Source organism: Anabaena sp. CCY 9910 (genome assembly GCF_963920875.1).
GTDB lineage: Bacteria > Cyanobacteriota > Cyanobacteriia > Cyanobacteriales > Nostocaceae > Trichormus > Trichormus variabilis.
The window spans coordinates 1-24,923 of sequence record NZ_CAWUDJ010000047.1 but is presented as its reverse complement, the minus strand read 5'-3'; the positions used below and the strand labels follow the sequence as shown (position 1 = coordinate 24,923).

20 protein-coding genes and 1 pseudogene are annotated in these 24,923 nt (G+C 42.5%); 10 read left to right on the top strand and 11 right to left on the bottom strand.

Features of this window, described 5'->3' with window-relative positions:
- Nucleotides 1–15 precede the first annotated feature (15 nt).
- The gene (gene recN / locus ACM5QX_RS24935) at nt 16–1,764 is read right to left on the bottom strand and encodes a DNA repair protein RecN (RefSeq protein WP_414755997.1); all 1,749 of its coding nucleotides are present in this window, start codon (nt 1,762–1,764) and stop codon (nt 16–18) included.
- A gap of 254 nt (nt 1,765–2,018) precedes the next feature.
- On the opposite strand from recN, the gene ACM5QX_RS24930 reads away from it, so the two are divergent.
- Entirely contained in the window at nt 2,019–4,019 is a 2,001-nt protein-coding gene (locus ACM5QX_RS24930; protein ID WP_414755980.1) for an ABC1 kinase family protein, read from the top strand.
- 284 nt (nt 4,020–4,303) lie between these two features.
- Here ACM5QX_RS24930 and ftsH read toward each other — a convergent pair whose 3' ends face one another.
- Complete coding sequence (gene ftsH, locus ACM5QX_RS24925; protein ID WP_414755979.1) at nt 4,304–6,241, bottom strand: ATP-dependent zinc metalloprotease FtsH; 1,938 nt, start codon at nt 6,239–6,241, stop codon at nt 4,304–4,306.
- Nucleotides 6,242–6,497: 256 nt separating this feature from the next.
- Here ftsH and ACM5QX_RS24920 point away from each other — a divergent pair, with 256 nt between their 5' ends.
- Entirely contained in the window at nt 6,498–6,689 is a 192-nt protein-coding gene (locus ACM5QX_RS24920; RefSeq protein ID WP_414755978.1) for a hypothetical protein, read from the top strand.
- Between the two features lie 81 nt (nt 6,690–6,770).
- Entirely contained in the window at nt 6,771–7,910 is a 1,140-nt protein-coding gene (locus ACM5QX_RS24915) for an AI-2E family transporter (protein ID WP_414755977.1), read from the top strand.
- Between the two features lie 39 nt (nt 7,911–7,949).
- On the opposite strand, the gene ACM5QX_RS24910 is transcribed toward ACM5QX_RS24915, so the two are convergent.
- Together ACM5QX_RS24910 and ACM5QX_RS24905 are read right to left on the bottom strand one after the other, a co-directional pair.
- Nucleotides 7,950–8,210 carry a type II toxin-antitoxin system RelE family toxin gene (locus tag ACM5QX_RS24910; protein WP_414755976.1) on the bottom strand — a complete coding sequence of 87 codons (261 nt, stop codon included), beginning with the start codon at nt 8,208–8,210 and terminating at the stop codon, nt 7,950–7,952.
- Complete coding sequence (locus ACM5QX_RS24905; protein WP_414755975.1) at nt 8,207–8,458, bottom strand: hypothetical protein; 252 nt, start codon at nt 8,456–8,458, stop codon at nt 8,207–8,209. The genes ACM5QX_RS24910 and ACM5QX_RS24905 overlap by 4 nt, the downstream gene beginning before the upstream one ends.
- Before the next feature lie 243 nt (nt 8,459–8,701).
- Here ACM5QX_RS24905 and ACM5QX_RS24900 point away from each other — a divergent pair, with 243 nt between their 5' ends.
- Entirely contained in the window at nt 8,702–9,142 is a 441-nt protein-coding gene (locus tag ACM5QX_RS24900; protein ID WP_414755974.1) for a hypothetical protein, read from the top strand.
- Between the two features lie 15 nt (nt 9,143–9,157).
- Here the strand turns inward: ACM5QX_RS24900 and ACM5QX_RS24895 are convergent, their stop codons facing one another.
- Nucleotides 9,158–9,580 carry a nuclear transport factor 2 family protein gene (locus ACM5QX_RS24895; protein WP_414755996.1) on the bottom strand — a complete coding sequence of 141 codons (423 nt, stop codon included), beginning with the start codon at nt 9,578–9,580 and terminating at the stop codon, nt 9,158–9,160.
- Nucleotides 9,581–9,801: 221 nt separating this feature from the next.
- Nucleotides 9,802–10,317: an orange carotenoid protein N-terminal domain-containing protein gene (locus ACM5QX_RS24890; RefSeq protein WP_011319015.1), complete on the bottom strand. Its 516-nt coding sequence runs from the start codon at nt 10,315–10,317 to the stop codon at nt 9,802–9,804.
- 216 nt (nt 10,318–10,533) lie between these two features.
- Between ACM5QX_RS24890 and queG the strand changes: the two genes are divergently transcribed.
- Both queG and ACM5QX_RS24880 read left to right on the top strand, forming a co-directional pair.
- A complete protein-coding gene (gene queG / locus ACM5QX_RS24885; protein WP_414755973.1) occupies nt 10,534–11,508 on the top strand; it encodes a tRNA epoxyqueuosine(34) reductase QueG in 975 nt (324 codons plus the stop codon).
- Nucleotides 11,483–12,121, top strand: a complete 639-nt coding sequence (locus ACM5QX_RS24880; protein ID WP_414755972.1) for an HAD-IA family hydrolase — start codon at nt 11,483–11,485, stop codon at nt 12,119–12,121. The genes queG and ACM5QX_RS24880 overlap by 26 nt, the downstream gene beginning before the upstream one ends.
- 434 nt (nt 12,122–12,555) lie before the next feature.
- On the opposite strand, the gene ACM5QX_RS24875 is transcribed toward ACM5QX_RS24880, so the two are convergent.
- From ACM5QX_RS24875 to hemW, 5 genes are all read right to left on the bottom strand, one after another.
- Nucleotides 12,556–13,248, bottom strand: a complete 693-nt coding sequence (locus ACM5QX_RS24875; RefSeq protein ID WP_414755971.1) for a hypothetical protein — start codon at nt 13,246–13,248, stop codon at nt 12,556–12,558.
- A gap of 143 nt (nt 13,249–13,391) precedes the next feature.
- The gene (locus ACM5QX_RS24870; RefSeq protein ID WP_414755970.1) at nt 13,392–14,147 is read right to left on the bottom strand and encodes a class I SAM-dependent methyltransferase; all 756 of its coding nucleotides are present in this window, start codon (nt 14,145–14,147) and stop codon (nt 13,392–13,394) included.
- Nucleotides 14,148–14,155: 8 nt separating this feature from the next.
- Nucleotides 14,156–15,724, bottom strand: coding sequence for a metallophosphoesterase family protein (locus tag ACM5QX_RS24865; RefSeq protein WP_414755969.1), 1,569 nt, complete (start codon nt 15,722–15,724; stop codon nt 14,156–14,158).
- Nucleotides 15,725–15,875: 151 nt separating this feature from the next.
- Nucleotides 15,876–17,690 carry an ABC transporter ATP-binding protein gene (locus ACM5QX_RS24860; RefSeq protein WP_414755968.1) on the bottom strand — a complete coding sequence of 605 codons (1,815 nt, stop codon included), beginning with the start codon at nt 17,688–17,690 and terminating at the stop codon, nt 15,876–15,878.
- 114 nt (nt 17,691–17,804) lie between these two features.
- Nucleotides 17,805–18,995, bottom strand: a complete 1,191-nt coding sequence (gene hemW / locus ACM5QX_RS24855) for a radical SAM family heme chaperone HemW (RefSeq protein WP_414755967.1) — start codon at nt 18,993–18,995, stop codon at nt 17,805–17,807.
- Between the two features lie 252 nt (nt 18,996–19,247).
- Here hemW and ACM5QX_RS24850 point away from each other — a divergent pair, with 252 nt between their 5' ends.
- The 4 genes and pseudogenes from ACM5QX_RS24850 to ACM5QX_RS24835 all read left to right on the top strand — a co-directional run.
- The gene (locus tag ACM5QX_RS24850) at nt 19,248–20,324 is read left to right on the top strand and encodes a PIN/TRAM domain-containing protein (RefSeq protein WP_011319007.1); all 1,077 of its coding nucleotides are present in this window, start codon (nt 19,248–19,250) and stop codon (nt 20,322–20,324) included.
- 410 nt (nt 20,325–20,734) lie between these two features.
- A complete protein-coding gene (gene pheT, locus ACM5QX_RS24845) occupies nt 20,735–23,167 on the top strand; it encodes a phenylalanine--tRNA ligase subunit beta (protein ID WP_414755966.1) in 2,433 nt (810 codons plus the stop codon).
- Between the two features lie 71 nt (nt 23,168–23,238).
- Nucleotides 23,239–23,508 (top strand): YciI family protein, encoded by a 270-nt coding sequence (locus ACM5QX_RS24840; protein WP_011319005.1) that lies wholly within the window; start codon nt 23,239–23,241, stop codon nt 23,506–23,508.
- Between the two features lie 974 nt (nt 23,509–24,482).
- Nucleotides 24,483–24,923: pseudogene (locus ACM5QX_RS24835) on the top strand (hypothetical protein); the annotation flags it as partial.

Genomic DNA, 24,923 nt, shown 5'->3' with positions numbered 1-24,923 from the left:
GGGAGGATCGCAATTTTAATTCCTCTGTCCCTGACGGTGATTAGCCGCTTGGGTTAACAAACTTTCTGCAAAGGCGATCGCATCACTGGCAGATTTACCACCAGCTAACTGGGCTAATTCTTCCCGGCGGGTAGTCAAATCATCTAAGTTTGTCACACGTACCACAGTACGCTGTTCGCTATTGCCATTATTAGATTTCTTACCTTTACCTTGGGTAACAGTCTGCTTATCTACGCGGAAATGCTTATCTGCCATTGCTGCTACTAAGGGTTGGTGAGTAACACATAATACTTGGTGGCTTTGACTCAACTGATGTAATTTTTCGGCGATCGCCTGTGCTACTCTCCCCGAAACCCCAACGTCTATTTCATCAAATACTAATGTCGCCGCCGCATCAGCTTGATTAAAACAGGCTTTCAGGGCTAGTAAAAAGCGGCTCATTTCCCCACCAGAAGCAATTTCTGTTAATGGTTGTAGTGGTTCCCCTGGGTTGGGGCTAAACATAAAGGTAATTTTGTCTGCACCAGCAGATGTTGGCACAATTGGCAATATTTCTACTTGAAACTTGACTTTTTCCATTGCCAAGGGTTTAAGTTCGGCTATCAACCGAGATTCTAAGGTAGCGCCTGTTTTCTTGCGTAACTGCGTTAACTTTTGGCAGGACTGAGTTAGTTTCTCAAAACAGACTTTTTCCTGCTGTTCTAAACTTTCGATGGACTGTTCACTATCGTTGAGGGCTGCCAATTCAGCTTGAATTTTTTCGCTGTAGGCGATCGCTTCTGTTAAGCTGGGGCCATACTTGCGGCAGATTTGTTTTAACTCTCGAATCCGTTCTTCTACTTCTTCTAAGCGCTGGGGGTCAGCTTCCAAACTTTCCCCATAAGTGTTAATTTGTCTAGCTACTTCTGTAATGGCTGTTTGAGCATCTCTCACCAAATCTAACAGTGGTTGTAATTGTCTGTCATATTCCACCATGTCGTTTAAGGTGGTTTCGCTGTCGCCAAGGAGGTCTGAGACGGCTAAGGTTTCATCTTCGGTTTGATACAAAGCCTGATAGATTTTGTAACTCATCTGTTGTAAATCAACAACATGATTCAGGCGTTCCCGTTCTTGTTGCAGTTGTTCCAATTCCAGGGGGTCGCTGAGATTGGCTGTTGATAACTCTTGGACTTGATAAGTCAATAAATCCAGTTGTTGTAGTCGTTCTCGTTCTGATGTCCGGCGCTTTTCTAAATTTGTATGGGCTTGCTGATAAGCATTGAAGGCTGTGGCGATATGCTGGCGCTGCTGAATTAAAGCATCACCACCATACATATCCAACCAATCCCGGACTTGGGCTGATTGCCCTACTTGTACTGTTTGACCTTGGGCTGTAATTTCCACCAAGCGATCGCGCAGTCCGCCCATGATCTGGCGATTGACTAACACGCCATTCACCCGCGATCGGCTGCGAATATTACTAGTACTAACGGTGATCTCTCGACTAATGACTACAGAATTATCGTCAATTAAATCTATTTCTTGTTCTGTCAACCAAGCTGCTAAGGGGGGATTTGTGGTGAAAGTGGCTTCCACCATTGCCCTAGATGTTCCAGTCCGAATCACCCGACTAGAAACTTTCCCACCTAACACAGCATCGATTGCATCTAAAATAATTGATTTTCCCGCGCCGGTTTCACCTGTTAAAACATTTAGACCCGCGCCGAAATCCAGTTCCAGTTGATCAATCAGGGCAAAATTTTCAATCCGCAGGCAAAGCAACATCAAGCCATATTCTCCTAGAGGGGCAGATGCCGGATATTTCCCACTTTCGGCAACCAGCAATACCTACTACCATTGAATTAGCAAGCACATTCAAGTGTAACAAAAAAGGCAGGATGGGGAGCAAAGGAGCAGAAAAAGACCAGGTAAATTATATTCCTAGTCTCTAGTTCTTAATTCCCAAACTAAATTGGCAATTTCCTGTAAAGATATTGTTACAATACTTAACAAGTTCAATCCGACCGGTGGCTCTATTCATGACTGTGAAGACACTTCCCCCAAATTCCCGACCGATTGAGGGCGAACTACAGCTAAAGGATACACAAGCCTTGGTTGTGCGCTCATCAGGAACCGTAAGCCCTGAAAGACCCCAGGTCTTGGTAACTAACAATCTCGAACCTGAGACAATAGTTTACGACCCTGTAGCAGTAGCAGAGCATTATCGTCATCGACCCTTGCAAGTTTTGCGACGGATTTTTGCTGTTTTGGGGCCTACTTTCTCCTTTGTCTTTGGGTTGTGGTGGGATATTAAACGGGGAGTAGTGGTCAAAAACGATCGCCGTCGAGCTATTCAGTTAAAGGAATTATTAACGCAACTGGGGCCTGCTTACATCAAAATTGGTCAAGCCTTATCTACTAGACCAGATTTAGTCCCCCCCATATATTTAGAAGAACTGACAAGATTACAAGACCAGTTACCAGCTTTTCCTAACGAAATTGCGTACCAATTCATTCAAGAAGAATTAGGACAGCCACCAGAAGAAGTTTACGCCGAACTTTCAGCCCAACCAATTGCGGCGGCTTCTTTGGGACAAGTTTATAAAGGTAAACTAAAAACAGGGGAAGAAGTAGCAGTTAAAGTTCAGCGCCCAGATTTACGAGAACGAATCACGATTGACTTATATATTTTACGTGGGCTAGCGGCTTGGGTACAGAAGAAAGTCAAGAGGGTACGCAGTGACTTAGTGGGGATTTTAGATGAATTAGGCGATCGCATTTTTGAAGAGATGGATTATATCCACGAAGGTGAAAATGCAGAACGTTTCTTTCAACTATACGGTCACATACAAGACATATATGTACCAAGAATATACTGGGAATATACTAACCGTCGTGTCTTGACGATGGAGTGGATCAACGGCACAAAACTCACCCAAACAGCAGAAATTAGCGCCCAAGGGATAGATGCTCGCTATTTAATCGAAGTTGGTGTGCAGTGCTCATTAAGGCAACTTTTAGAACATGGATTTTTTCACGCTGACCCCCATCCTGGTAACTTGTTAGCCACACCAGACGGTAAACTCGCTTACCTCGACTTTGGGATGATGAGTGAGATTAAACCACCGCAACGTTATGGTTTAATTGAGGCGATCGTCCACGTAGTTAATCGTGACTTTGAAGGGTTAGCAAAAGACTACGTTAAATTAGATTTCCTTTCACCAGAAACAGACCTCACTCCAATTATCCCCGCCTTTGGCAAAGTTTTTGCCAATGCTCAAGGCGCTAGCGTAGCCGAATTTAACATTAAGAGCATCACTGATGAACTATCAGAATTGATGTATGAGTATCCTTTCCGCGTACCCCCCTACTACGCTTTAATCATTCGCTCCCTCGTCACCCTAGAAGGGATTGCTATCTATATAGATCCCAACTTTAAGGTTCTGAGTGAGGCTTATCCCTACGTTGCTAAACGTTTGTTAACCGACCCAGCACCAGAATTAAGAATCTCCTTGCGAGACTTACTATTTAAAGATGGTAGATTCCGTTGGAATCGGTTAGAAAACTTATTACGTAATGCGCGGAAAAACCAAGACTATGACTTGAACTTAGTAGTGAATCAAGGTGTAGATTTCCTCTCGTCTGAACGTGGCTCTTTTATTCGAGATAAGTTGGTCGATGAATTTCTCAACGGAATCAATGCTTTAAGTAAAAATGTGCTGCATAACTTTACCTACCTCCTCAGAGAAAGAGTAGGTATTACAGCCATCAACGAAACTCCAGCCGCGACAGTTGAGCAACAACAGACCTTAGAACATATCAAAAATATCTTAAATATTCTACGGGAAACCCGTGGCTTTGACCCAGCCCAGTTTGCACCTCAAGTTGCTCAGTTGGCTTTCAATCCAGGCGTGCAGCGTTTGGGACAGCAAGTTGCTAATCAATTAGTGCAGAAAGCTACTGTGCGTCTAATTCGGGAGTTATTGACAGCAGAAGAGGTCAAGAGTAGTGAAATTGAATACCCTGCAACAAGAGTGTAATTTCTAGTTCGGCTAATTCGGATGATATTGTTGGTCTGGGTGGTAATAGGTAATAGCTAATTGGTAATTGGTTTTTCTACTAACCATTACCAATTACCAGTCACCAACAGAAAAGTTAAAAGCTTAATGTCCCCCACTGAATTTGTTACTACGAATTCAGTGGGGGACAAAATTTAGCAGGGTGCGTCAGTATGAATAATTTCTTGATACAGCTAGATTTTCTTGCACTGACGCACCCTACAATTTGGATATTTTTTATCTGGAAGTTCCTAAAGGTGTAATCTTTAGACCAGAAGTGTTTGCATTAGGGGTTTATCTTCCGATATCTTACCTGTCCGCAACCATTCTTGTAGTTCTTCCGGTGCTTGAGCTTGGCTGAGGCGTTCCCTGAGTGCAGCACCTTCGAGAATTTCTGTTTGCAGAAGTTCCTGTGCAGTTTCTTCCAACAAGTCACGGTTATTTTGCAGGATACTCAAGGCGATGTGATGAGCATTATCTACAATCTGCTTCACTTCGCGGTCGATTTCCTCAGCTACTTTGGGACTAATGGAACGGCGAGGATTACCGTAACCTTCGAGGAATTGTTGTTGAATCTTCTCAAAAGCTACTGGCCCTAATTTGTCACTCATTCCATATAAAGTGACGTAGCGTTCCGCTAAGTCTGTGGCTTTTTGAATGTCATCACTTGCACCGGTGGAGACTTTACCAAAGACTGTTTCTTCCGCCGAACGTCCACCCAAAAGAGTGGCAATTCGCCCGCGAATTTCATCTTCAATCATCAAGAAGCGGTCTTCTTCAGGCATTTGAATTGTATAACCCAAAGCGCCAACACCACGAGGAACAACAGAGATTTTCTCAACTCTACCAGCGCCCGGCATTAATGCGCCGATAATGGCGTGACCAACTTCGTGATAAGCGACGGTCTTCTTCTCGGTTTCGTTCAAGACACGAGAACGTTTTTCTAAACCAGCCACTAACCTTTCAATAGCTTCGTTGAAATCAGCCATCACGACAGCTTGGCGATTTTGTCTGGCGGCTAATAGTGCAGCTTCATTGACGAGGTTAGCTAAATCTGCACCAGCAAAACCAGGTGTTTTGATAGCGATGTTACCTAAATCGACATCATCAGCTAATTTCACATTTCTGGCGTGGACTTTGAGAATTGCTTCTCGACCAATTTTATCAGGGCGATCGACCACGACTTGGCGGTCAAAGCGACCAGGACGACGCAAAGCAGGGTCTAGAACTTCGGGACGGTTGGTAGCAGCGATGATAATTACACCTGTATTAGCATCAAAGCCATCCATTTCTGTGAGTAATTGGTTGAGGGTTTGTTCGCGTTCATCATTACCGCCAACAAAGCCGCCAGCACCACCGCGAGATTTACCTAATGCGTCTAACTCATCGATGAAGACGATACAGGGAGCTTGTTTTTTGGCTTGCTCAAATAAGTCACGGACGCGCGCCGCACCGACACCGACAAACAACTCAATAAATTCTGAACCAGAGATACTGAAGAATGGTACACCCGCTTCACCAGCGATCGCCTTTGCTAGTAAAGTTTTACCAGTCCCTGGAGGGCCGACTAACAACACACCTTTAGGAATTTTCGCACCTAAATTTGTGTACTTAGTCGCATTTTTCAAGAAGTCAACGATTTCTTCTAATTCCGCCTTGGCTTCATCCACCCCAGCCACATCGAGAAATTTCACCCCAGTGCTACCTTCCGAGTAAATCCGGGCTTTACTTTTCCCAACTGTCAATGCAGCTGGGCCACCACCTTGACGATTAATTAAAAATGCCCAAATCCCAAAGAAAATTAATGGTGGTGCTACCCAACTTAGTAGAGTTCCAATCCAGCCGTTTTGGTCTGGCGGTGGTGCGGCAAACTCAACATTATTTTCGCGGAGAATTTTGGGTAAGTCTAAATCAATAGCTACTGGTGTGGTAGCAAATACCTGGTCTACGACTTTACCATCGGGGGTTTGAGTTTTGATGGAGTATTGAATGCGATCGCCCCCTACAATTGCCTTATCTACTTTACCTGCTTGTACTTGAGCGATAAAGTCGCTATAAGGAACCTGTGGCAAGCGAGGGCCAGAAAAACTGGGAACAATAAAGTTAAGCAATAACAGCAAAGTCAGCAGAATCAGGAAACTGCCGCCAAATTGTCGTAACCTTGGTGGTTTAATTGAATTTTTTTTATCAGTTTCAACAGGCATTTTGATGTAACCTCAATTTAAATTAGTCATTGGTCAGTTGTCGGTTGTCATTGGTCAATAGTCCATAGTCCATAGTTATTCTTTTTTACTTCCCTTGCTTCCTCCGCTCCCCTGCTCCTCTGCTTCCCCTGTGTCTTCCCAGTTCTCAGTCCCGAATATTGGTAAACTTTTGTGTACTCTTAGGTCTATTGTAAAGATTTGATAGTGCCACTTAAATTAGTGGATACCCGCCTGAAAATGTGTATTGCCGTACTTTATGGAAAATCAGCTAAGTTTTGTTCTCAAATTGCTTATAATATCTGCCTTGATATCAGTTTCAATTAAATATGTAGCGCCGATGTGGCCGATTCCGGCGACAGCAACCAACGCGCTCATTTTAGTTTTATCACCGACTATAATTTTGGCGATCGCTCTTTTCTGGCGATTCCAAACACAAAAACAAAATTAACTAAAGAATCCAGGCTCAATTGCTAAAATCAGCCTGGGATTTTGTGTAATTTGCATCACATCAACAGCTGGGAGTCAGCCTGTGAACCTTGGTCAATGGATCGGCTTAATCGCTATAGTTCTTTCTCTATATATATTGTGGCAAATTAAGGAAGTACTTCTGCTCATGTTTGCCGCAGTCGTCTTAGCCACCACTTTAAATCGGCTAGCCAAACGCTTTCAACGTTCTGGGGTGAAACGAGGATTGGCTGTGGTGCTGGCTGTAGTTATCTTTTTCGCTATTGTCATCGGTTTTTTCTGGCTGATTGTCCCACCTTTTGCCGAGCAGTTTAATGAACTTACCTATCGAGTTCCCCAAGGGTTTGAGCGCTTTAATGGTTGGATTAACGAACTGAGAACACGCATCCCAGCCCAATTAGTTCCCTACATTCCTGATCTGAACAGTCTGATCCAACAAGCACAACCCTTTATTAATAGGGTTTTGGGAAGTTCTTTCGCCATTGTTTCCGGCTCACTGGAAGTAGTTCTCAAAGTTTTACTAGTGTTAGTTTTAACCGGGATGTTGCTAGCTGATCCCATCGCTTACCGCAAAGTATTTGTGCGGCTGTTCCCTTCCTTTTATCGCCGCCGGGTAGATGGAATTTTAGATAAATGCGAAGTCTCTTTGGAGGGTTGGGTTACAGGTGCGGTAATCGCAATGGGTGTAGTGGGACTGATGAGTGTAGTTGGCTTGTCAATCTTAGGTGTCAAAGCAGCCTTAGCTTTAGGCGTTTTAGCTGGGTTCTTGAATCTGATTCCCAATCTAGGCCCTACCTTAAGTGTCGTCCCAGCAATGGCGATCGCACTTTTAGATAGTCCGTGGAAAGTTGTTGCTGTCTTGATTCTCTATTTTATTATCCAACAAGCTGAGAGCAACTTCATCACGCCGATAGTCATGGCGCAACAAGTTTCATTACTTCCAGCTGTGACCTTAATTTCCCAGCTATTTTTTGTCACCTTCTTCGGCTTTTTAGGCTTATTCTTGGCCTTACCCCTGACTGTTGTCGCCAAAATTTGGGTGCAAGAAGTATTAATCAAAGATGTTTTAGATGAATGGAGACATGACCACTCACAAGACTCTGAGTTAGTCATCGTTTCTCACTATCCTGAAGGAGATGATCCTTGGTCAGATGATCAGCAAGCTAATAAACCTGCTGATGATACTGTATCTCAGGAAGATTAGTTAAATTATGTTGCTTGGGATTGACTTAACTTATCTCATTCAATTTTTATAAATCTCCTTTCGATGCTTGCAGAGAAGTAACAGAACAATCAACTCAGAATCGTCAATTTCATAGCGTACACGATAATCCCCGATGCGTATGCGATATTCATTGTCATAGCCTCTTAACTTAACTACTCCTTCTGGACGGGGATTTTCCGCCAATAACAAAATTTTCTCAAGAATACGATCACGAATCTCATCTTGCAGGCTGTCTAATTGTTTCTGTACAGGTTTAGGAATGATTACTGTGTGAGTCATTCAACATTCCTAGACCGATTGGTTATGTACTGCTCAATAGTTAGATAATCTCCTGACTTATATGCGTTTCGAGCCTCTTCCACCTCTAACAGGACAACAGGATCTTGTTCTAATAAATCTTCTTCAGCTTGGGCGATTTCTACCTCTAAGACTTGCCAAAGTTTTCGTTTTTCTTCTAAGTCTAGTGAGCTAATAGCCTTTAATAAGGATTCTAGAGGAATTTGTAGTTTTACTGTTTCTTGGCTCATAGGGGTTTTATATGAAGCGATCGCTTATTAGTTTTATGATAGGCGATCGCTTTGTTCTATCTCCTCACCCTCCGATCATTACGGGATATTAAGTAAGTTAATAACTTTTGCTAAATTTATTTGATTTATAGGTAGAACTTATTAGATATTTAAAGCATACAGCCACCGTTGCATTTTTAGTGTTATGCACAGTGGTGGAAAATCCTTTTAAGTAAAACCAAAGTCGTAACTCTACCGATACCAATGGAAGCTTTCTTTTGTTTATCACCACGCTATCGCCTTGATGATGAATCACCTTGGTTAGAAGGAATAGACCCCAGTCGGCATTACTGGATGATGGTAAATGGAGATAAAAATCTCACCGTAGCTTTGCCTGGGTTAATGGTTTCTACGATGAGTGAACTGAGACAAGCTATCCGGGAGTTTCGCGCTTTGCAACCAGGGGATACAATGACTTTGGTGAGGATTGCTAGTGCTTGCACCCTTCACTGTATTGGGATTAACTGCTATGCCATAGAAGCTACAGTCAACAACGCTCCTGTTTGGCATTTGTTTGATCAAGAGACTCTGGATAGCTTATTAATGACAGCACACCCCGATTGGCAATGTGCGCCATCAGATGTTGAGTTGGGAAGAAGAATGCTGCTACGTTCCCTACAAGCAGCAAGCGTAACCCAAAGTTAAAGTCATTAATCAAGACTACTGTTCACGACGCAAAGCCAGTAACTCTTGGGGAGAAGCTAAGAGTTTAATTTGGGTGTGGGTAATCTGTTTTTCTGGGTTAAGAGTAAATAGCCATAAGACATTTACACCACACCAAGAAGTTTGTGCTTTACCAGAAACTTGCACTTGAGTCTGTCCATCTTCTGAGATTTCAGCTATTCCTTGCTGAGGGTCAGCTTTGATACCTTGGGCTTCTTGTTGTAAGTAGGCAGCGATCGCATCTGTCCCCACAATACCAGATTCAAAGGGTGGATACATTACGCCATCAACAGCAAATAACACGGCGGTTGCTGCAAATTCTCCAGCGTTGAGGGTAGCAAAATATTGTAAGATTGTCGGCTCGGTGATTCCTACAATACTTCTTATCTGGATATTAGGGAGAGACTCAGCAGCTTTCATAAGATTTCCCGTATGTAAACTATAAAGTTTAAGGTCGTCGTCGACATTCATTTCTTGACTACAAACCTGAATTTAAATGTAAAAGTAAATATAAAAAAAGCTGCTATTGGGATGTATTACCCATAACAGACACTCTTACTTAAGTAAGATTTAGTTCCCAGATTTTTATCTAGGAACTAAAACTGGTATGACATTGAGGTTGGAAAGATATAGATAGATAGTTAATCAGCTAAGGGGTCAACACCCATATCAGCAACTACTTTGCGGAGAACGGTGATTTGTTGACCAAAGTCTAATCCCTTCAGTGCTTCTAATACTTGAGAGCCATCACGAGAGATTTTATAGTCTGTTGGTACAGGGACAACGAAACCCTTGACCATTAATTCTGATAATTCATACCAGAAAGCCAACTTGGTATTATTGCTGAGGATACCGTAAGAGCGAGAGAATTGAGTATTATTTTTTGCAGCTAAGTCACGCATGACTTGTAACTGTTCTGCATGAGACATCTGCTTGATTTGATTTAACAAACCTTCAGCTAATTGTAAACGAGCAGCGCCTGTAGCGGCTGGTGTAATAGAGCGTCCCATTTCGGTGTAAGCGTACCACAGTACTGCCAACTGGTCATCTATGCTCAGACCTTGAAATACAGTAATGGTAGAAGCAACAGCATCACCAGTTTGGATACCGAAAGCTTGAGAAAAACGGGTTGAAGCGGAATCAGAAGTGAATGTCATGATTGCACCACAGTCGATGGGTTTATATACTTTGCGAATCAGTGGGAGGGTTGCATCACTCTGGGTTGCTTGTCCTCTTGCATCTATGTTGCATTATTTCTTAATAATCGGCAAATAAAATTTACAAATAGATTGAGTAGGAAATATTGAACCTAAGTCTTGACTAAGTTATGTATAATCGGAATGCTGCCAGTTTGGCAAAATTTGGTTATACAAATGAACTACTGTTCCATAGTTAGCAGCAGTGTGGTAAAAGCAAAGGCTAGAGAAATAGGCTTCCACAAGGTTGGCATTGCTGCTGTCAATGAAAGTACGAACGCAGAAGCCGAAAGGCTGCAAGCATGGATAAAGCTGGGTTATCACGCTGATATGGAGTGGATGAATAACCCGAAGCGTAGTGATATAAGCTTGATCATGCCAGAAGGGCGATCGCTTGTGTGCGTCGCTCTTAATTACTACACCCCACACCAACGTCCCGATAGTGCAGAATACGCCAAAATCTCTCGCTATGGCTGGGGAAGGGACTATCACAAGGTGATGCACAGGAAACTCAAAGCATTAACCACTTGGTTACAATCATTAGACCCAGGTATCCAAGCTCGTTACTATGCAGATACTGGGCCAGTGCAAGATAAAGTATGGGCGCAACGAGCCGGGATTGGCTGGATAGCGAAAAATGGGAATGTAATTACTAGAGAGTATGGTTCTTGGGTATTCTTGGGTGAGGTGGTGACGAATGTAGAACTAGAAAAGGATAGTCCCCATACAGAACACTGTGGTAGTTGTACTCGTTGTTTAGATGCTTGTCCTACAGGGGCAATTACTCAGCCGTTTGTGGTGGATGCTAATCGCTGCATTGCTTATCATACCATCGAGAATCGAGCAGCAGAATTACCAGAGGCGATCGCATCTCAAATGCAAGGCTGGGTAGCTGGTTGTGATATTTGCCAAGATGTTTGTCCTTGGAATCAACGTTTTGCACAAACAACAGATGTGGTAGATTTTCAACCATACCCAGACAATATTGCTCCTAAGCTGATAGAATTAGCGCAAATCTCAGACGAGGAGTGGGATAAACGATTTCCGGCATCAGCATTAAGGAGAATCAAGCCAGAAATGTTAAGACGGAATGCCCGTGCTAATCTAGACGCATCTAAGCGAAATAATGACCCAGAAAGTAATCATTTTTGATTTTGATGGCACGATTGCGGATACCGTGGATGCTCTTGTAAGTATTGCCAACCGCTTAGCGGTAGAGTTTGGTTATGTACAAATCACCCCAGAGCAATTGACGCTCCTCAGGAATTTTTCATCTAGAGAAATTATTAAATATTCAGGAGTTTCTCTGATAAAAATACCGTTTTTAGTTAAAAAAGTTAAGTCGGAATTAAAAAACAAAATTCATGAATTAAAACCTATTCCTGGTATTAAAGAAGCTTTATTAGAACTGAAAGAAAATGATTATAAACTAGGAATAATTACGTCCAATTCTAGAGAAAATGTGACAAATTTCTTGAGCCTTAATGAACTAGATAGTTTGTTTGATTTTATTTACTCAGGAGTCACAATTTTTGGTAAAACAACTATAATTAATAATGTTCTCCGACAAAAACAATTCAAACCCCAAGCCGTAATTTACGTTGGTGATGAAACTAGAGATATTGAAGCTTCAAAAAAAGCAAATATCAAAGTAATTGCCGTGACTTGGGGTTTCAATTCTCCCGAAATATTAGCTAAACAAAATCCCGATTTTTTAATTCACCAACCAAGGGAATTATTGGAGGTGATTAAAAATAGCCAATAGGGGCTTATAGTTGAAGAATTCAGAAGTCAGAATTCAGGAGTCAGAATACAATCAGTGGGGGATACCCTACGGGAAGCAAGCTACAGACCCGCCACTGATTGAAGACCACCAAATTGAAAATTTGGCTCCGTGCTTAAACCCATTTATTCATCCACCAGTCGCACAGAATTCATACTGAATTCTGGCTCCTGACTCCTGAATTCTGTTCGATAAAAAAGCATCCAATTAGGTTGGGTGCGTCAAGTCGCTTCTCTCCAATTCAAAATTCAAAATTCAAAATTCAAAATTAAATACCCCACGGATAAATCCGGGGGCTTGTATCCTTTTTTCTTTGGTCAGTGTAAGAAAACCTAGCTGTCCCAAAAGATTATTCATACTGACGTACCCTACTGACCTTCTATCGGGAATAATTTATTTTTTGGTGTTTCCTAATATTAGGAATGGAGTAACCTGTTTAATAATTCTTCTCTCGATAGTTGCAGTAATATAGGAGTGAATTGTTCAGGAGTTAATTTCAATAGAGGTTCAATCACTGCACTTAACTCTGCATCTAAAGAGCCAAATCGAACTTGTAACACATTCTCTATAACTTGACGACGTTCGGCTTGGATTCCTTCCTGAAGACCTTCTTGAAGACCTTCTTGAAGACCTTCCTGAAGACCTTGTTGTTTCGCCTCTGCTAATTTTTGCTCATAAATAGGTGATAAGCGCATAATTAAATCTCTATCCTCTTCGTCTAGATTTTGACTTACTTCTAAGGTGGTCTTTAAACTCAATAATAAATCAATCGCTTTGGAACGTATGGGGTTTGTGTAGGGAAGTGCTTCCAATTCCTCTATTTCTTGTTTTTGCACTTTTCCTTTTCCTAAAATTCTCAACCATAATGTATCTTCTGTACAAGGTAATTGATGAATAGCCACAATAGCCGTTCGTAAATATTCACCTAAAAAATGTATACCCTTGCCCCATTGTTCCGCATCTATGCTAGTTCTAAAGCCGTCTAGTATCGATTCAGAGGCTGTGGGCGACAAAATCCATAAGCGCGGTAATTCTAATTCGGAAGTCCGGTTTTTTTCACTTTTAGCCTGACGCTTAATTTCAGCAAAGATGTCAAATAACTTGTTCATACAACTACGAATTTCTGCAATCTCATATAGCTGTCGCCAGTAGTGTTAGGACATCCATAGATGATACAACCCAGACCCAAAAAGACTTTTCACCCAGTCCCCAATCCCTAGTCCCCAGCTATAGCTCGTTCAGCCCAGCCTAATCATGAGTTTCTGACCGCTTTTTCAAATATCATTAAGTGTTGCTGTGGTAATAAATTCTGAGTTTCTCGCCACGTTAATCCAACAGCAGCCATTTCTTGACGGACTTGCTTTTGCGTCATCTTATGCAGACGCTTAATCATGATAAATGGATTTTCGCCTCGATACTCAACCAGTACGACTTTCCCGCCTGGTTTCAGGGCTTGGACTATTCCTTGCATCACTTCCTGGGGATATTCAAACTCATGATAAGCATCCACCATCACTGCTAAGTCTACACTTGCGGGTGGAAGATTTGGATTATTGGCAGTTGCCAAGATAGGCTCAATATTGGTGATATTTTTCTCTTGTTTGAAAAACTCCAGAATTTCCAACATTTCTGGCTGAATATCCACCGCGAAAACCTTACCAGTTGTTAGTAAAGGGGCAATTTGCAAACTAATGTAACCTGTACCAGCACCAATGTCTGCAACGACATCATCAGGTTTTAAATTTAAGGCATTAATTAATTTACTAGGCTGTTCTTCCGCTTCACGGCTTGGTCTTTCCAGCCAACCTGCGCCTGTGTGTCCCATGAATTTGGCAATTTCTCGCCCCATGTAGTATTTGCCAATACCATCTGGGCTGTGAATAGTCCGTTGTTCGTAAATATTGGAAGTTGAGGGACTCGCTATTGCTACACCTGTACCATCCAGTAGCCAACATCCCCCAATCAACCAAATAATTACTATTAAATGCAAAAGTCTATAAATCATCATAGTTCTGGTTAAATCACAAAAGACTCCAACTCGCGCTGATTCCACAGTCCATCAACCCGTTCTGCCACTAAAGGTCTGACAATAAATTTAGGTGGATTACCATCTTGAACATCAATTCGTACACCAGAGTAGGAAAGACACTTTTGAAAGTTTTGTTCACTGCGTCCCACATACAACAGCGAGTCTGCAACTTTCCGCAGAGAATGACCAGGAACATCGCTAAAAATCTCCATTAACTCTGTCCCCTCTGGTCGCTGACGACGGGGACGGCGACCGCTACCACCAGAGATAATACAATTGAGGTTTGAGTCTGCATAACCTGTATCAGTTGTGCGGAGATATTCTAAACAATGGGCGTGACCGTTAAAGATTAAATCAACTATGGGGCGTTCTTTCACCAAAGCACCCAGAGTTTCCGCCACTTGGTCGAATACCCAGCGCAGACGATGACGCACCGCCAAAGTTTGGGCTTGATTCCACTTGGTTGCTTCTGTAACGTATGGTGGGTGGTGAAAAAATAAGATTCTTCCCCGGACTTCCTTGGTATTCCAAGATTCGATTAAGCGACTTCGTAACCAGTCAAGTTGTTCAAAGTCGATATTTGCTGTGTCGTGAGATGCTAGTTGCTTCTCGATGTCGAGTTTGATTTCATTGATTTGGTCTAGCTTGGCGCTGAGGTCGTCGAGTTGTTCCGCATCATCTGGTTGATCTGGATTAAGGCGATCGCACTCTGCTAAAATTTGTAGTTCTTCTTGGTCTATTTCTTGGCGACGCTTTTGCAATTCCCGGCGGTAAATGTCCCCAGCTTGGGTCGTGGGTAAAGGTGAGGGTGTATTCCAAGTATTAGAATCAAGGGCAAAAAAATCTATCCCACCATAACGAAAACTGTAATAGCGGTTAGGTACACGGGTGAAATTTCCCGGTACATAACGCAAACAGCGACTAGTATCAGTTTTCGCGGTGTAGTGTAAATCTAAATGACGATGTAAGTCTTCTGGTGCGATCGCTGCTAGATAATCAATAAAAGCTCGTGAGTAAGCATCCCCTTGGTTAGAACCATGCCAACCAATTTCAAAATCCTTATACCGTAGCATCCGCCGCAACCGTAAAGTACTACCAGTCAACCAGCGATACATCAAAGGCACATCATAATAATCATGATTGCCCAAGACTGGTAAAAACGGTAAATTAAAAGTCATGCGATCGTAAGCAATATTTTGGGGATGCTCACCACCTACTAAAAACTCCCGATAAGGTTCGATAAAATTTGCTGGGTAATACTCATGGGAACCCACCACATAAATTACATCCCCCGTGTGTAGCACAAAACGGCATTCATCCTTGTGAGGAAGCATCAGTTCCGCCACTTGTCTTTGGGGATGATGTCCGTAATGAGACTTTGTACCACTATCACCAATCACCATAAACGAAAATTCCGGGTTATCATTCCGGCCATCGTCTATTACCATACTCGTCTGGTCGATTCCCCGTTGCACAAGACTAGGATGCTTCCATCGCACCCTCTCCTTCATCTTTTGAATTTTTACAGGAATCGACGGTTCGGAAATCAGTTTCATACTTCAGTACCACTTTACATAAATTATTAACTTTTTCAACACAAAGTGGCGCGGAGGTAGGCGCAAAGGTATGCAGAGTAAAGTTTATCTCCCTCAGCGTTCCTCTGCGCTTCCCTCAGCGTACCTCTGCGTTTAAAAGCATTATCTCTCTCTACTGATAACCAGCCGCCTGCAACAGAAACAGCCTGGCATAATGTCCACCATATGCTAGCAACTCCTCGTGAGTTCCCTGTTCTACCACTGCCCCATTTTCAATCACCAGAATTTTGTCAGCCATTCTCACAGTCGAAAAACGGTGGGAAATCAAGAATACCATTTGATTTTGAGTCACAGTACGAAAATGATTGAAAATCTCAAACTCAGCTTGTGCATCAATTGCTGATGTGGGTTCATCTAAAACTAAAATATCTGCCTGAGTCCGCATAAAGGCACGAGCTAGAGCGATTTTTTGCCATTGCCCGCCAGATAATTCTTGTCCTCCCTTGAACCAGCGTCCAAGCTGTGTCTGAAAACTTTGGGGTAGTGTTTCGATAAACTGTTGCGCCATACCTTTTTGAGCAGCTACTTGCCAACGCCTGTTATCATCAATATTTTCTACATCCCCCACACCAATATTCTCACCCACGGTAAATTGGTAACGGACAAAATTCTGGAAAATCACCCCAATCCGACGGTGTAATATATTGATATCCCATGTTTGTAAGTCCACACCATCTAATAAAATTCTGCCAGAATCTGGTGTGTAAAGTCGTGTGAGTAGTTTGATTAAAGTCGTTTTGCCAGAACCATTTTCACCGACAATAGCTAATTTTTCCCCAGGTTTTAAATGCAGAGAAATATTATTTAATGCAGGCTGAGAACCACCAGGATAAGTAAAAGATACATTCTGAAAACGAATCCCATCTTGAGGATTGATGCCTTGAGTTACATTACCCCCAGGTTGGGTGACTTTCTCTTCTAAAAAGTCGTAAAGGTTAGAAAGATACAAGTTATCTTCATACATTCCACCAATGGAGGTGAGAGCATTGGCAAAAGTAGACTGTCCTTGACGAAAAACAGTGAGATACATTGTCATATCTCCCAAGGAAATCTTACCTAAAACCGCTTCTATAACAATCCAAGCGTAGGCGATGTAAAAAGCCGCCGTACTCACCAAACTCAGGAGATATCCCCACACTCCCCGGCGTACTGTTAAATCTCGGTCTTCGCTATAGAGTTGATTGAATACATTGCGGTATCTTCCCAATAACATCTTGCCTAACTGGTAGAGTTTGACTTCAGTGACAAAGTCTTCTCTAGCTAGTAAATTTTCCAGATAATGCTGCTGGCGAGTTTCTGGCGCGCGCCAACTAAATAGACGAAAGGCTTCCCCAGCAAATCTAGTTTCGGCTATGAATGCGGGCATTGCTGCCAAAATTAGGGCAACTACAGCCCAAAGAGAGAAATTCACGAGCAAAATGCCATATGTAACTAGAGAAAGGGCATTCTGCACTAAACCAAAGGTGCGGTTAACTAAAGAAAGGGGGCGAATGGATGCTTCTCGTCTGGCGTTGGTGATTTTGTCATAAAACTCTGAATTTTCAAAATGAGTGAGGTCAAGGGTCAAGGCTTTTTCTAAGATGAGGACATTAACTCGCTGACCAAGTAACACCCGCAGTAAAGATTGACAAATAGTCAGCCCTCTTTGACTACCTGCCAGTAAAGCTACAGCGATCGCCTCTAAACCCACATACAATAATGGTTGAGAAAGACTGGACTTAACTTGGGATGACACAACCACCGCATCCACAATTAACTTACCAATATAGGCGATCGCCGCAGGTAACAAACCAGCTACTAAAGTTAAAGTAGCCAGAATTACAGTCATAGTGTGGCTAGTAGTCCACACCAAATATATTGCCCTGCCACTATAACGGAAAACTGCCAGTGATTGGCGCAGGGGGTTTCGTCGCTTTTTACTCTTCATTATTCTTTTTATAGCGCGATCTTCCCCCTCTTGAGTGTTTCTACTTCTACCCAAGCCATACTCAACAATTTACACCCTTGTCCAAACAGTCCTAACTTGACCCATATCGCTTGACTACCCCAACTGACTAAACAAATCGGCTAACACCACATTGGAAAATAAAAAACCATCGGGATCAGTCAACCGCAACCTATCACCCACAACTTGTACCCAACCTTGAGTAAAATAAGGTTGCAGACATTGATGCAGTTCTTGTATTTTCTCCTTGCCAAATTCCTCGGTTAGTGCTGCTAAACTCACACCATCAGCCAAGCGTAACCCCAACATTAACGTTTCTAACAATACATCTGCTTTTGGCGTAATTTCCCAATCAATCACACCGTGATTAGCAATCAACTCTTGCACCCATTGAGAATATTCCTTTGTTTTTCGGGGACGGGTGAAGCGTTTACCTTCTACATAGCTGGCCGCACCCATACCAAAGCCATAATAAGGGCGGTTTTCCCAATAAACTCGGTTATGTCTACACTGGTGTCCTGGCTGGGCGTAGTTGGAAATTTCGTAGTGTTCATAATTGCCACCAGTCAAAATTCTCTGACCCATCTGATACATTTTCACGGTGGTTTCATCAGTAGGTAAAGGATTATCCCCTGGTTTGTAATAACGACCAAAAGCTGTTCCTGGCTCAATTGTCAAATCGTATATAGATATGTGGGTGGGTGCAATGTTAACGGCTGTATCTAGGGAATTTTGCCATTGATCCAAAGACTGATGCGGCAACCCAGAAATTAAGTCTATGCTAAATTCGGGAATCTCGACTTGGTAAATCAAGTCTATAGCTGCAAAGATATCTTTAAGCGAGTGCGATCGCCCAGCTACCTTTAACAATTCTTCTTGAAACGCTTGTACACCCAAACTTACCCGATTCACACCAACGCTACGATAGCCTTGGATGTGTGCTAGATCAAATGTGCCTGGATCAATTTCCATCGAGATTTCTGCGTCAGGCGCAATCCCAAACCGCTTATCTAGCGTTACTAGTATTTGTGCTAATTGTGCTGTAGATAGCAGCGAAGGCGTACCACCGCCGAAAAATACGGTCTTGAGGGGTTGACCAAAAGCCGGTGTAACGGCAATTTCTTCACAGAGAACATCGACATACCCGGAGATGGTAACAGATGTTTCACCACGTTGGCGATCGCCGACAACAAATATCGGGAAGTCACAATAAAAGCACCGCCTTCTGCAAAAGGGAATATGTACATAAGCAGAACTAGCGAGGCTAGGAACATTAACTTTTTGCATATTTGTGAACAAGAATAAACTTAATTAACGGAAAATTAGAAATAATGAAAATAAATAGTTTATTTACAGGTTTCTATAGTTTATTGACGTAGCAATGACAAATCTTAAGCGAAGTGACTTTGGTTATAATGTTTGCAGATATTGCCTGCATAAAAACCCTAGTCTAAGTCAATATAATTAGTCTCTCTTACCGATGAAATTAAAAATACTTGACTTTATCGGGTAAAACAGTCGCAGGAAAACAGCAAAATCATGCTTGATGCCATTATTATTTTTTCATTCATCCTGGCAGCAGCAGGAATAGGGTTCTACAGCACCGAACTACTACCTAATGGTACGTTGGATCGGGTAACGAACCTCGAAGCTTTACGCTTAACTGTTGCCGTCTTTGCTGCCATCATTGGTGGCGCTGTTGGTTTGAGTTTCCAAACGACCTATCGTCGGTTAGAAGCCCAAGTCCGCGAATTACCACTGGAAGTAATTTTAACCCGTGCCATTGGCCTAGTGATTGGATTATTGCTAGCAAACTTAATGCTGGCTCCGCTATTTTTGCTACCTATTCCCACGGATTTTAGTTTTATTAAACCACTGGTGGCGGTGGTTGGTAGTATTATTCTCTCCGTCACGGGGATGAATTTAGCTGATACTCACGGACGGGGCTTATTGAGGTTCATTAATCCCAACACCGTGGAAACAATGGTGGCGGAAGGGACATTAAAACCCGCCAATACTAAAGTTTTAGACACTAGTTGTATTATCGACGGTCGGATTGAAGCACTGCTAGAAACCGGATTTCTGGAAGGGCAAATTATCGTGCCACAATTTGTCTTGCTGGAACTACAACAAGTAGCGGATGCCAGCAAAGACCAAAAGCGGGTGAGAGGAAGACGGGGACTCGAAATTCTCAATCGTATTAAGGAAGCTTATCCAGACCGTATTTTGATTAATCCATCAGACTACGAAGACATTGCGACAGTTGATGCCAAACTAGTTAGGTTTGCCCAAGAAATCAACGGCACACTACTCACCAACGACTACAACTTATCTAAAGTCGCCAGCGTGCAGAAAGTACCCGTGCTGAATGTGAACGACCTAGTAAATGCAGTCCGTCCTAGCTATCTACCTGGGGACAACCTTGACCTAAAAATTCTCAAGGAAGGTAAAGAACCGACTCAAGGAATCGGCTACTTAGACGACGGCACAATGGTTGTCGTAGAAGAAGGTAGAGCTTATGTAGGTGGTGAACTGCGGGTAGTAGTTACTAGTGCATTGCAAACTTCAGCCGGGAGAATGATTTTTGCTAAACCCCAAGCTTCAGCATTGGCGTGAGGTAAATGTCTGGTGCAAATAAAGTTACGATGTGCGTACGCGAAGCGTCGGCGCAGTTATCGGTGCAGTCAACCTACACCGATTTTTTATTAGCTAGGCTGTTCTTGAGTAAGGGACTTCCAGATAAGAAAATGTCTAAGATGTAGGGTGCGTCAGTATGAGTAAATTCCTGCTACAGCTAGGTTTTATCACACTGACGCACCCTACTAACCGTATTCTGTAAAGGCAGAAGAAAAAATTCTCAAAATAACCATCTTTCTTCCCCTGTCTGCCTATTCTCACCCCCCTCTGTTTCTCCAAAGTTAACGTACGTAGTAGGATTGTTCAGGTATGCCTAGAGAGGTGACTCGTTCACAATTAGGCAACCTAAAATTAGAGCAAAAGACGATTCCTCAAACAAGCACACTCCAATGCGTATTTCTTTGAACTGGCTGCGGGAACTAGTAGAGATAAAACTTAGCCCAGAAGAATTAGCCCATATTCTTACAATGGCTGGGTTTGAAGTCGAAGATATTGAAGACCGCCGCACTTGGGCAAATGGCGTTGTTGTGGGGAGAGTGCTTGAGCGTCAACCCCACCCCAACGCTGATAAGTTGAGCGTTTGCCAAGTAGATGTCGGTGCAACGGAAACCTTAAATATTGTCTGTGGCGCACCCAATGTCCGAGCCGATATTTATGTGCCTGTGGCAACTGTAGGCGCTTATTTGCCTAACATCGATTTGAAAATTAAACCCGCAAAATTGCGTGGTGTTCCTTCCCAAGGGATGATTTGCTCTTTGAAAGAACTCGGTTTACCCAGTGAGGTAGACGGCATTTATATTTTCCCTCAAGAAAACTTGCCCTTGGGTAGCGACGTGCGCCCATTATTGGGTTTGGATGATGTGATTTTAGATGTCACCGCCACCGCTAACCGTGCAGATGCCCTAAGTATGGTAGGTATAGCGAGGGAAGTGGCAGCTTTAACAGGTGGAAAATTAAGTATCCCTGAACCTGGGGAAGTATCTTTATCTAGTACCACCGGGAAGTTAGGTTTAAAAATTGCCGATACTCAAGCCTGTCCTGCTTATATTGGTACGGTAATTGAACAGGTAAAAATTGCCCCTTCTCCTGAATGGTTGCAGCAGCGTTTACGTTCGGCTGGGGTAAGACCAATTAGTAATGTAGTTGATATTACTAACTATGTATTGTTGGAATGGGGACAACCATTACACGCCTTTGACCAAGAGCGGTTAAAGTCTGTTGCTAATGCCGATAATTTAACTATCGGTGTGCGTTTTGCCAACCAAGGGGAAACATTAAAAACCCTAGATGGACAAACCCGCAACCTGTCAACGCAAAACTTATTAATTACAGCCAACGATAAACCCGTAGCTTTAGCCGGAGTTATGGGTGGTGAAGAAACCGAAGTCCACGAGGGTACGCAAAGCCTAGTTTTAGAAGCAGCATTATTTGATTCTGTAGCCATTCGCCGTTCTTCTCGCAGCGTGGGTTTACGTAGTGAAGCCTCTGGGAGATACGAACGCGGTGTCAACCGTGCAGAGTTAGAAACAGCTAACCATCGCGCCTTATCCTTAATTAGTGAATTGGCTGGTGGCGTAATTGTCCATCGGGAAATCTCTGATACTCGTCCCGATCCTACTACTTGGAGTCGTTCGATCGCACTACGTTTAGACCGGGTGAATGAAGTACTCGGCCCCATCAACGTGGGAGAAACCGGAGAACTAGAAGCCAAAGATGTAGAACGTACCTTGACTGCATTGGGATGTCAGTTAACCCCAGCCGGCGAAGGAACTTGGAATGTTTCTGTACCACCCTATCGTTACCGCGATTTGGAACGAGAAATTGATTTAATTGAGGAAGTTGCCCGTCTCTACGGTTATGATAATTTCTGTGATACCTTACCAGACAAAGCAGAAACTGGTTATTTACCTGTAGATCAAGAACTGGTACGCAAGTTACGCGCTGCGCTACGGGCGGAAGGCTTAACAGAATTAATCCATTATTCCTTAGTAAAACCAGGGGAAGATAGACAAATAGTCTTGAGTAATCCCTTATTTGTTGAATATTCAGCTCTGCGGACTGATTTACTTGCTGGCTTAATTGACGCTTTCCAATACAACCTAGAACAAGGGAATGGTTCCCTGAATGGTTTTGAAATTGGGCGCATTTTCTGGCAAGAAGAAGATGGGTTACAAGAAAAAGATGCGATCGCTGGCATCATAGGAGGAGATACAACCCTCGGCAAATGGTCAAAAGGTAGTAAAGACCAACCCCTGACTTGGTTTGAAGCCAAGGGCATTCTAGAAAGCGTATTTCAGCAACTCGGCATCTTGGTAGAATATCAGCCTGATTGTCGTGACGAACGCTTACACCCAGGACGCACCGCCTCATTATGGATTGGTGGTAATAGATTAGGTATTTTTGGACAACTCCACCCCCAACTACGGCGTGACAAAGACTTACCAGAATCAGTCTACGTGTTCCAACTGGATTTGGATGTGTTGTTAGATGCCTTAGATAAAGATGAAATTCTTGTACCTACATTCAAACCTTACTCCACATATCCCGCAAGCGATCGCGATATAGCCTTTTTTGCACCTGTAAAAATCTCCGTCTCGGAAATCGAAAAAGCTATTAACAAGGCTGGTAAAGGTTTACTAGAGTCGGTAGAACTGTTTGATGAATATCGCGGTGAGAATGTCCCCCAAGGCCAACGGAGTTTAGCTTTTAGACTAGTGTACCGGGCAAGCGATCGTACTCTCACAGATACCGAGGTCGAACCAGTACACAACAAAGTCCGGGAAGCTTTGGTAGAAAAATTTGGTGTTAATCTCCGCAGTTAACTAAAAATAAGTGATGAGTGATGTGTCAACTCATCACTTATGATTAATTTTGAATTTTGGATTGAATCACTATGCCTAAATACATTGTTTGGGGAACATATTGCGAAGACGTTCTCGAAAAACGCACGCCTTACCGTCAAGCACACTTGGATGGACTAGCAAAACAAAAAGAATCTGGTGTGCTGATTACTATTGGCCCTACTAAAGATGTGACAAAAGTCTTTGGTATTTATGAGGCGGAAGATGAAGCCACAGTACGTCAGCTAATTGAAAATGACCCCTATTGGCAACATAATATTTGGACTGAATATGCTGTTAAGGAGTGGATTCAGGCTATCTAACACAACGTACCTCGCACCTAACGCACCACCTCAGGGATGGTGCGTTACAGCTAAATTGTCTCGTCTCTCAGTTCTAAATTCCTTCATAGCCGTAACACAACGGCGATAAAGCGGGAAGAACATCTACACCGCTTTTTGCCTCCCCTACATAAGATTTACTTTATAAATAGTCCCGCATAGTATAGCTTCTCATACCGTTTATTGATGAAGATGCACTTTATTCTGTACTGTAGAGACGTTGCATGCAACGTCTCTACATTATTTATTGGGCGCAACTTCATAGAGAATTGGTATCACCAAAAATTCTTTAATAAAATCTTATCAAGAATATTAATTTTTATAGAAAATCATCATTCAAGGCATAAATACCAAGAATTAGTAAAGAATAAACTGAGATATAGCTTACTCTGCGTCAGTAAACATATCATTTATTCATCCCTCATAAATATTCTTCTCTAGGGATTGATATAGTAATCAGATTTAACCATCAGAAAAAATCTAAATATCTGTGGGTCGGGCAATACCCAGTTCCACTTGCGTGACTGCCGTGAAAAGCGTAAGAACACAGTGGTTTCCTTACGTATATTTCAGAAATTAAGTATGAATCCTATAGTAGAACTACGTCCAGCAATTAAATAGCTTAATTCTTACCCAGCCTAATTTATTCTTAGAAATACCTACCAATATATAAATCGTTCCATGAATCTCACATAATGCTGTGTGTTATTACTAGATTTCTTGTTTTTATTGCGTCTAAAAATTACCACACTCTACTAAAAAAGAGATATTTTGCTAATCAAATACTAGATTCTTAAAGAGTGAACGAAAATATCTGTAAAACCTAGCTACCCAGACAGGGCTTGAGTTACAAATTGATTGAGTTAAACATTTTTGAACCGAATAATACTTCTAACCTCAGAGATTAATTATTTTGTTCACCTAACAAAAATATCTGTACCTTAGGCTGATAAATCATGAATCTTGTAACTCAAAAGGCTGTTCTGGGATTAATTACCACTGCTGCGTTGACTGGTACACTTGCTTCCATAAAACCAGCAACTGCCACCACACAAACCACAAATTCTGCCGCAGCAAAACCCATTCAAATAGCTATTAAACAGGCTCCTGAGGCTATAAAAAAAGCTAAGGAGACTGCTGATGCACTCAAAAAAGCAGAAGATGATCTCAGTGGTATTATACGATCCACAAACAGAGCGAAAAGTGACGCGAATAGTCGCCTTAGTAGAGCCGAACAAGACTTTACCCAGGTGGATGCAAGTTTCCAAACAGCTCAAACCGCACTAAATACTGCAACTACTAATCGTAATAATGCTCAAACCGCACTAGATACCGCAACTACTAATCGCAATAATGCTCAAAACGCACTAAATACTGCAACCAATAATCGCAATAAT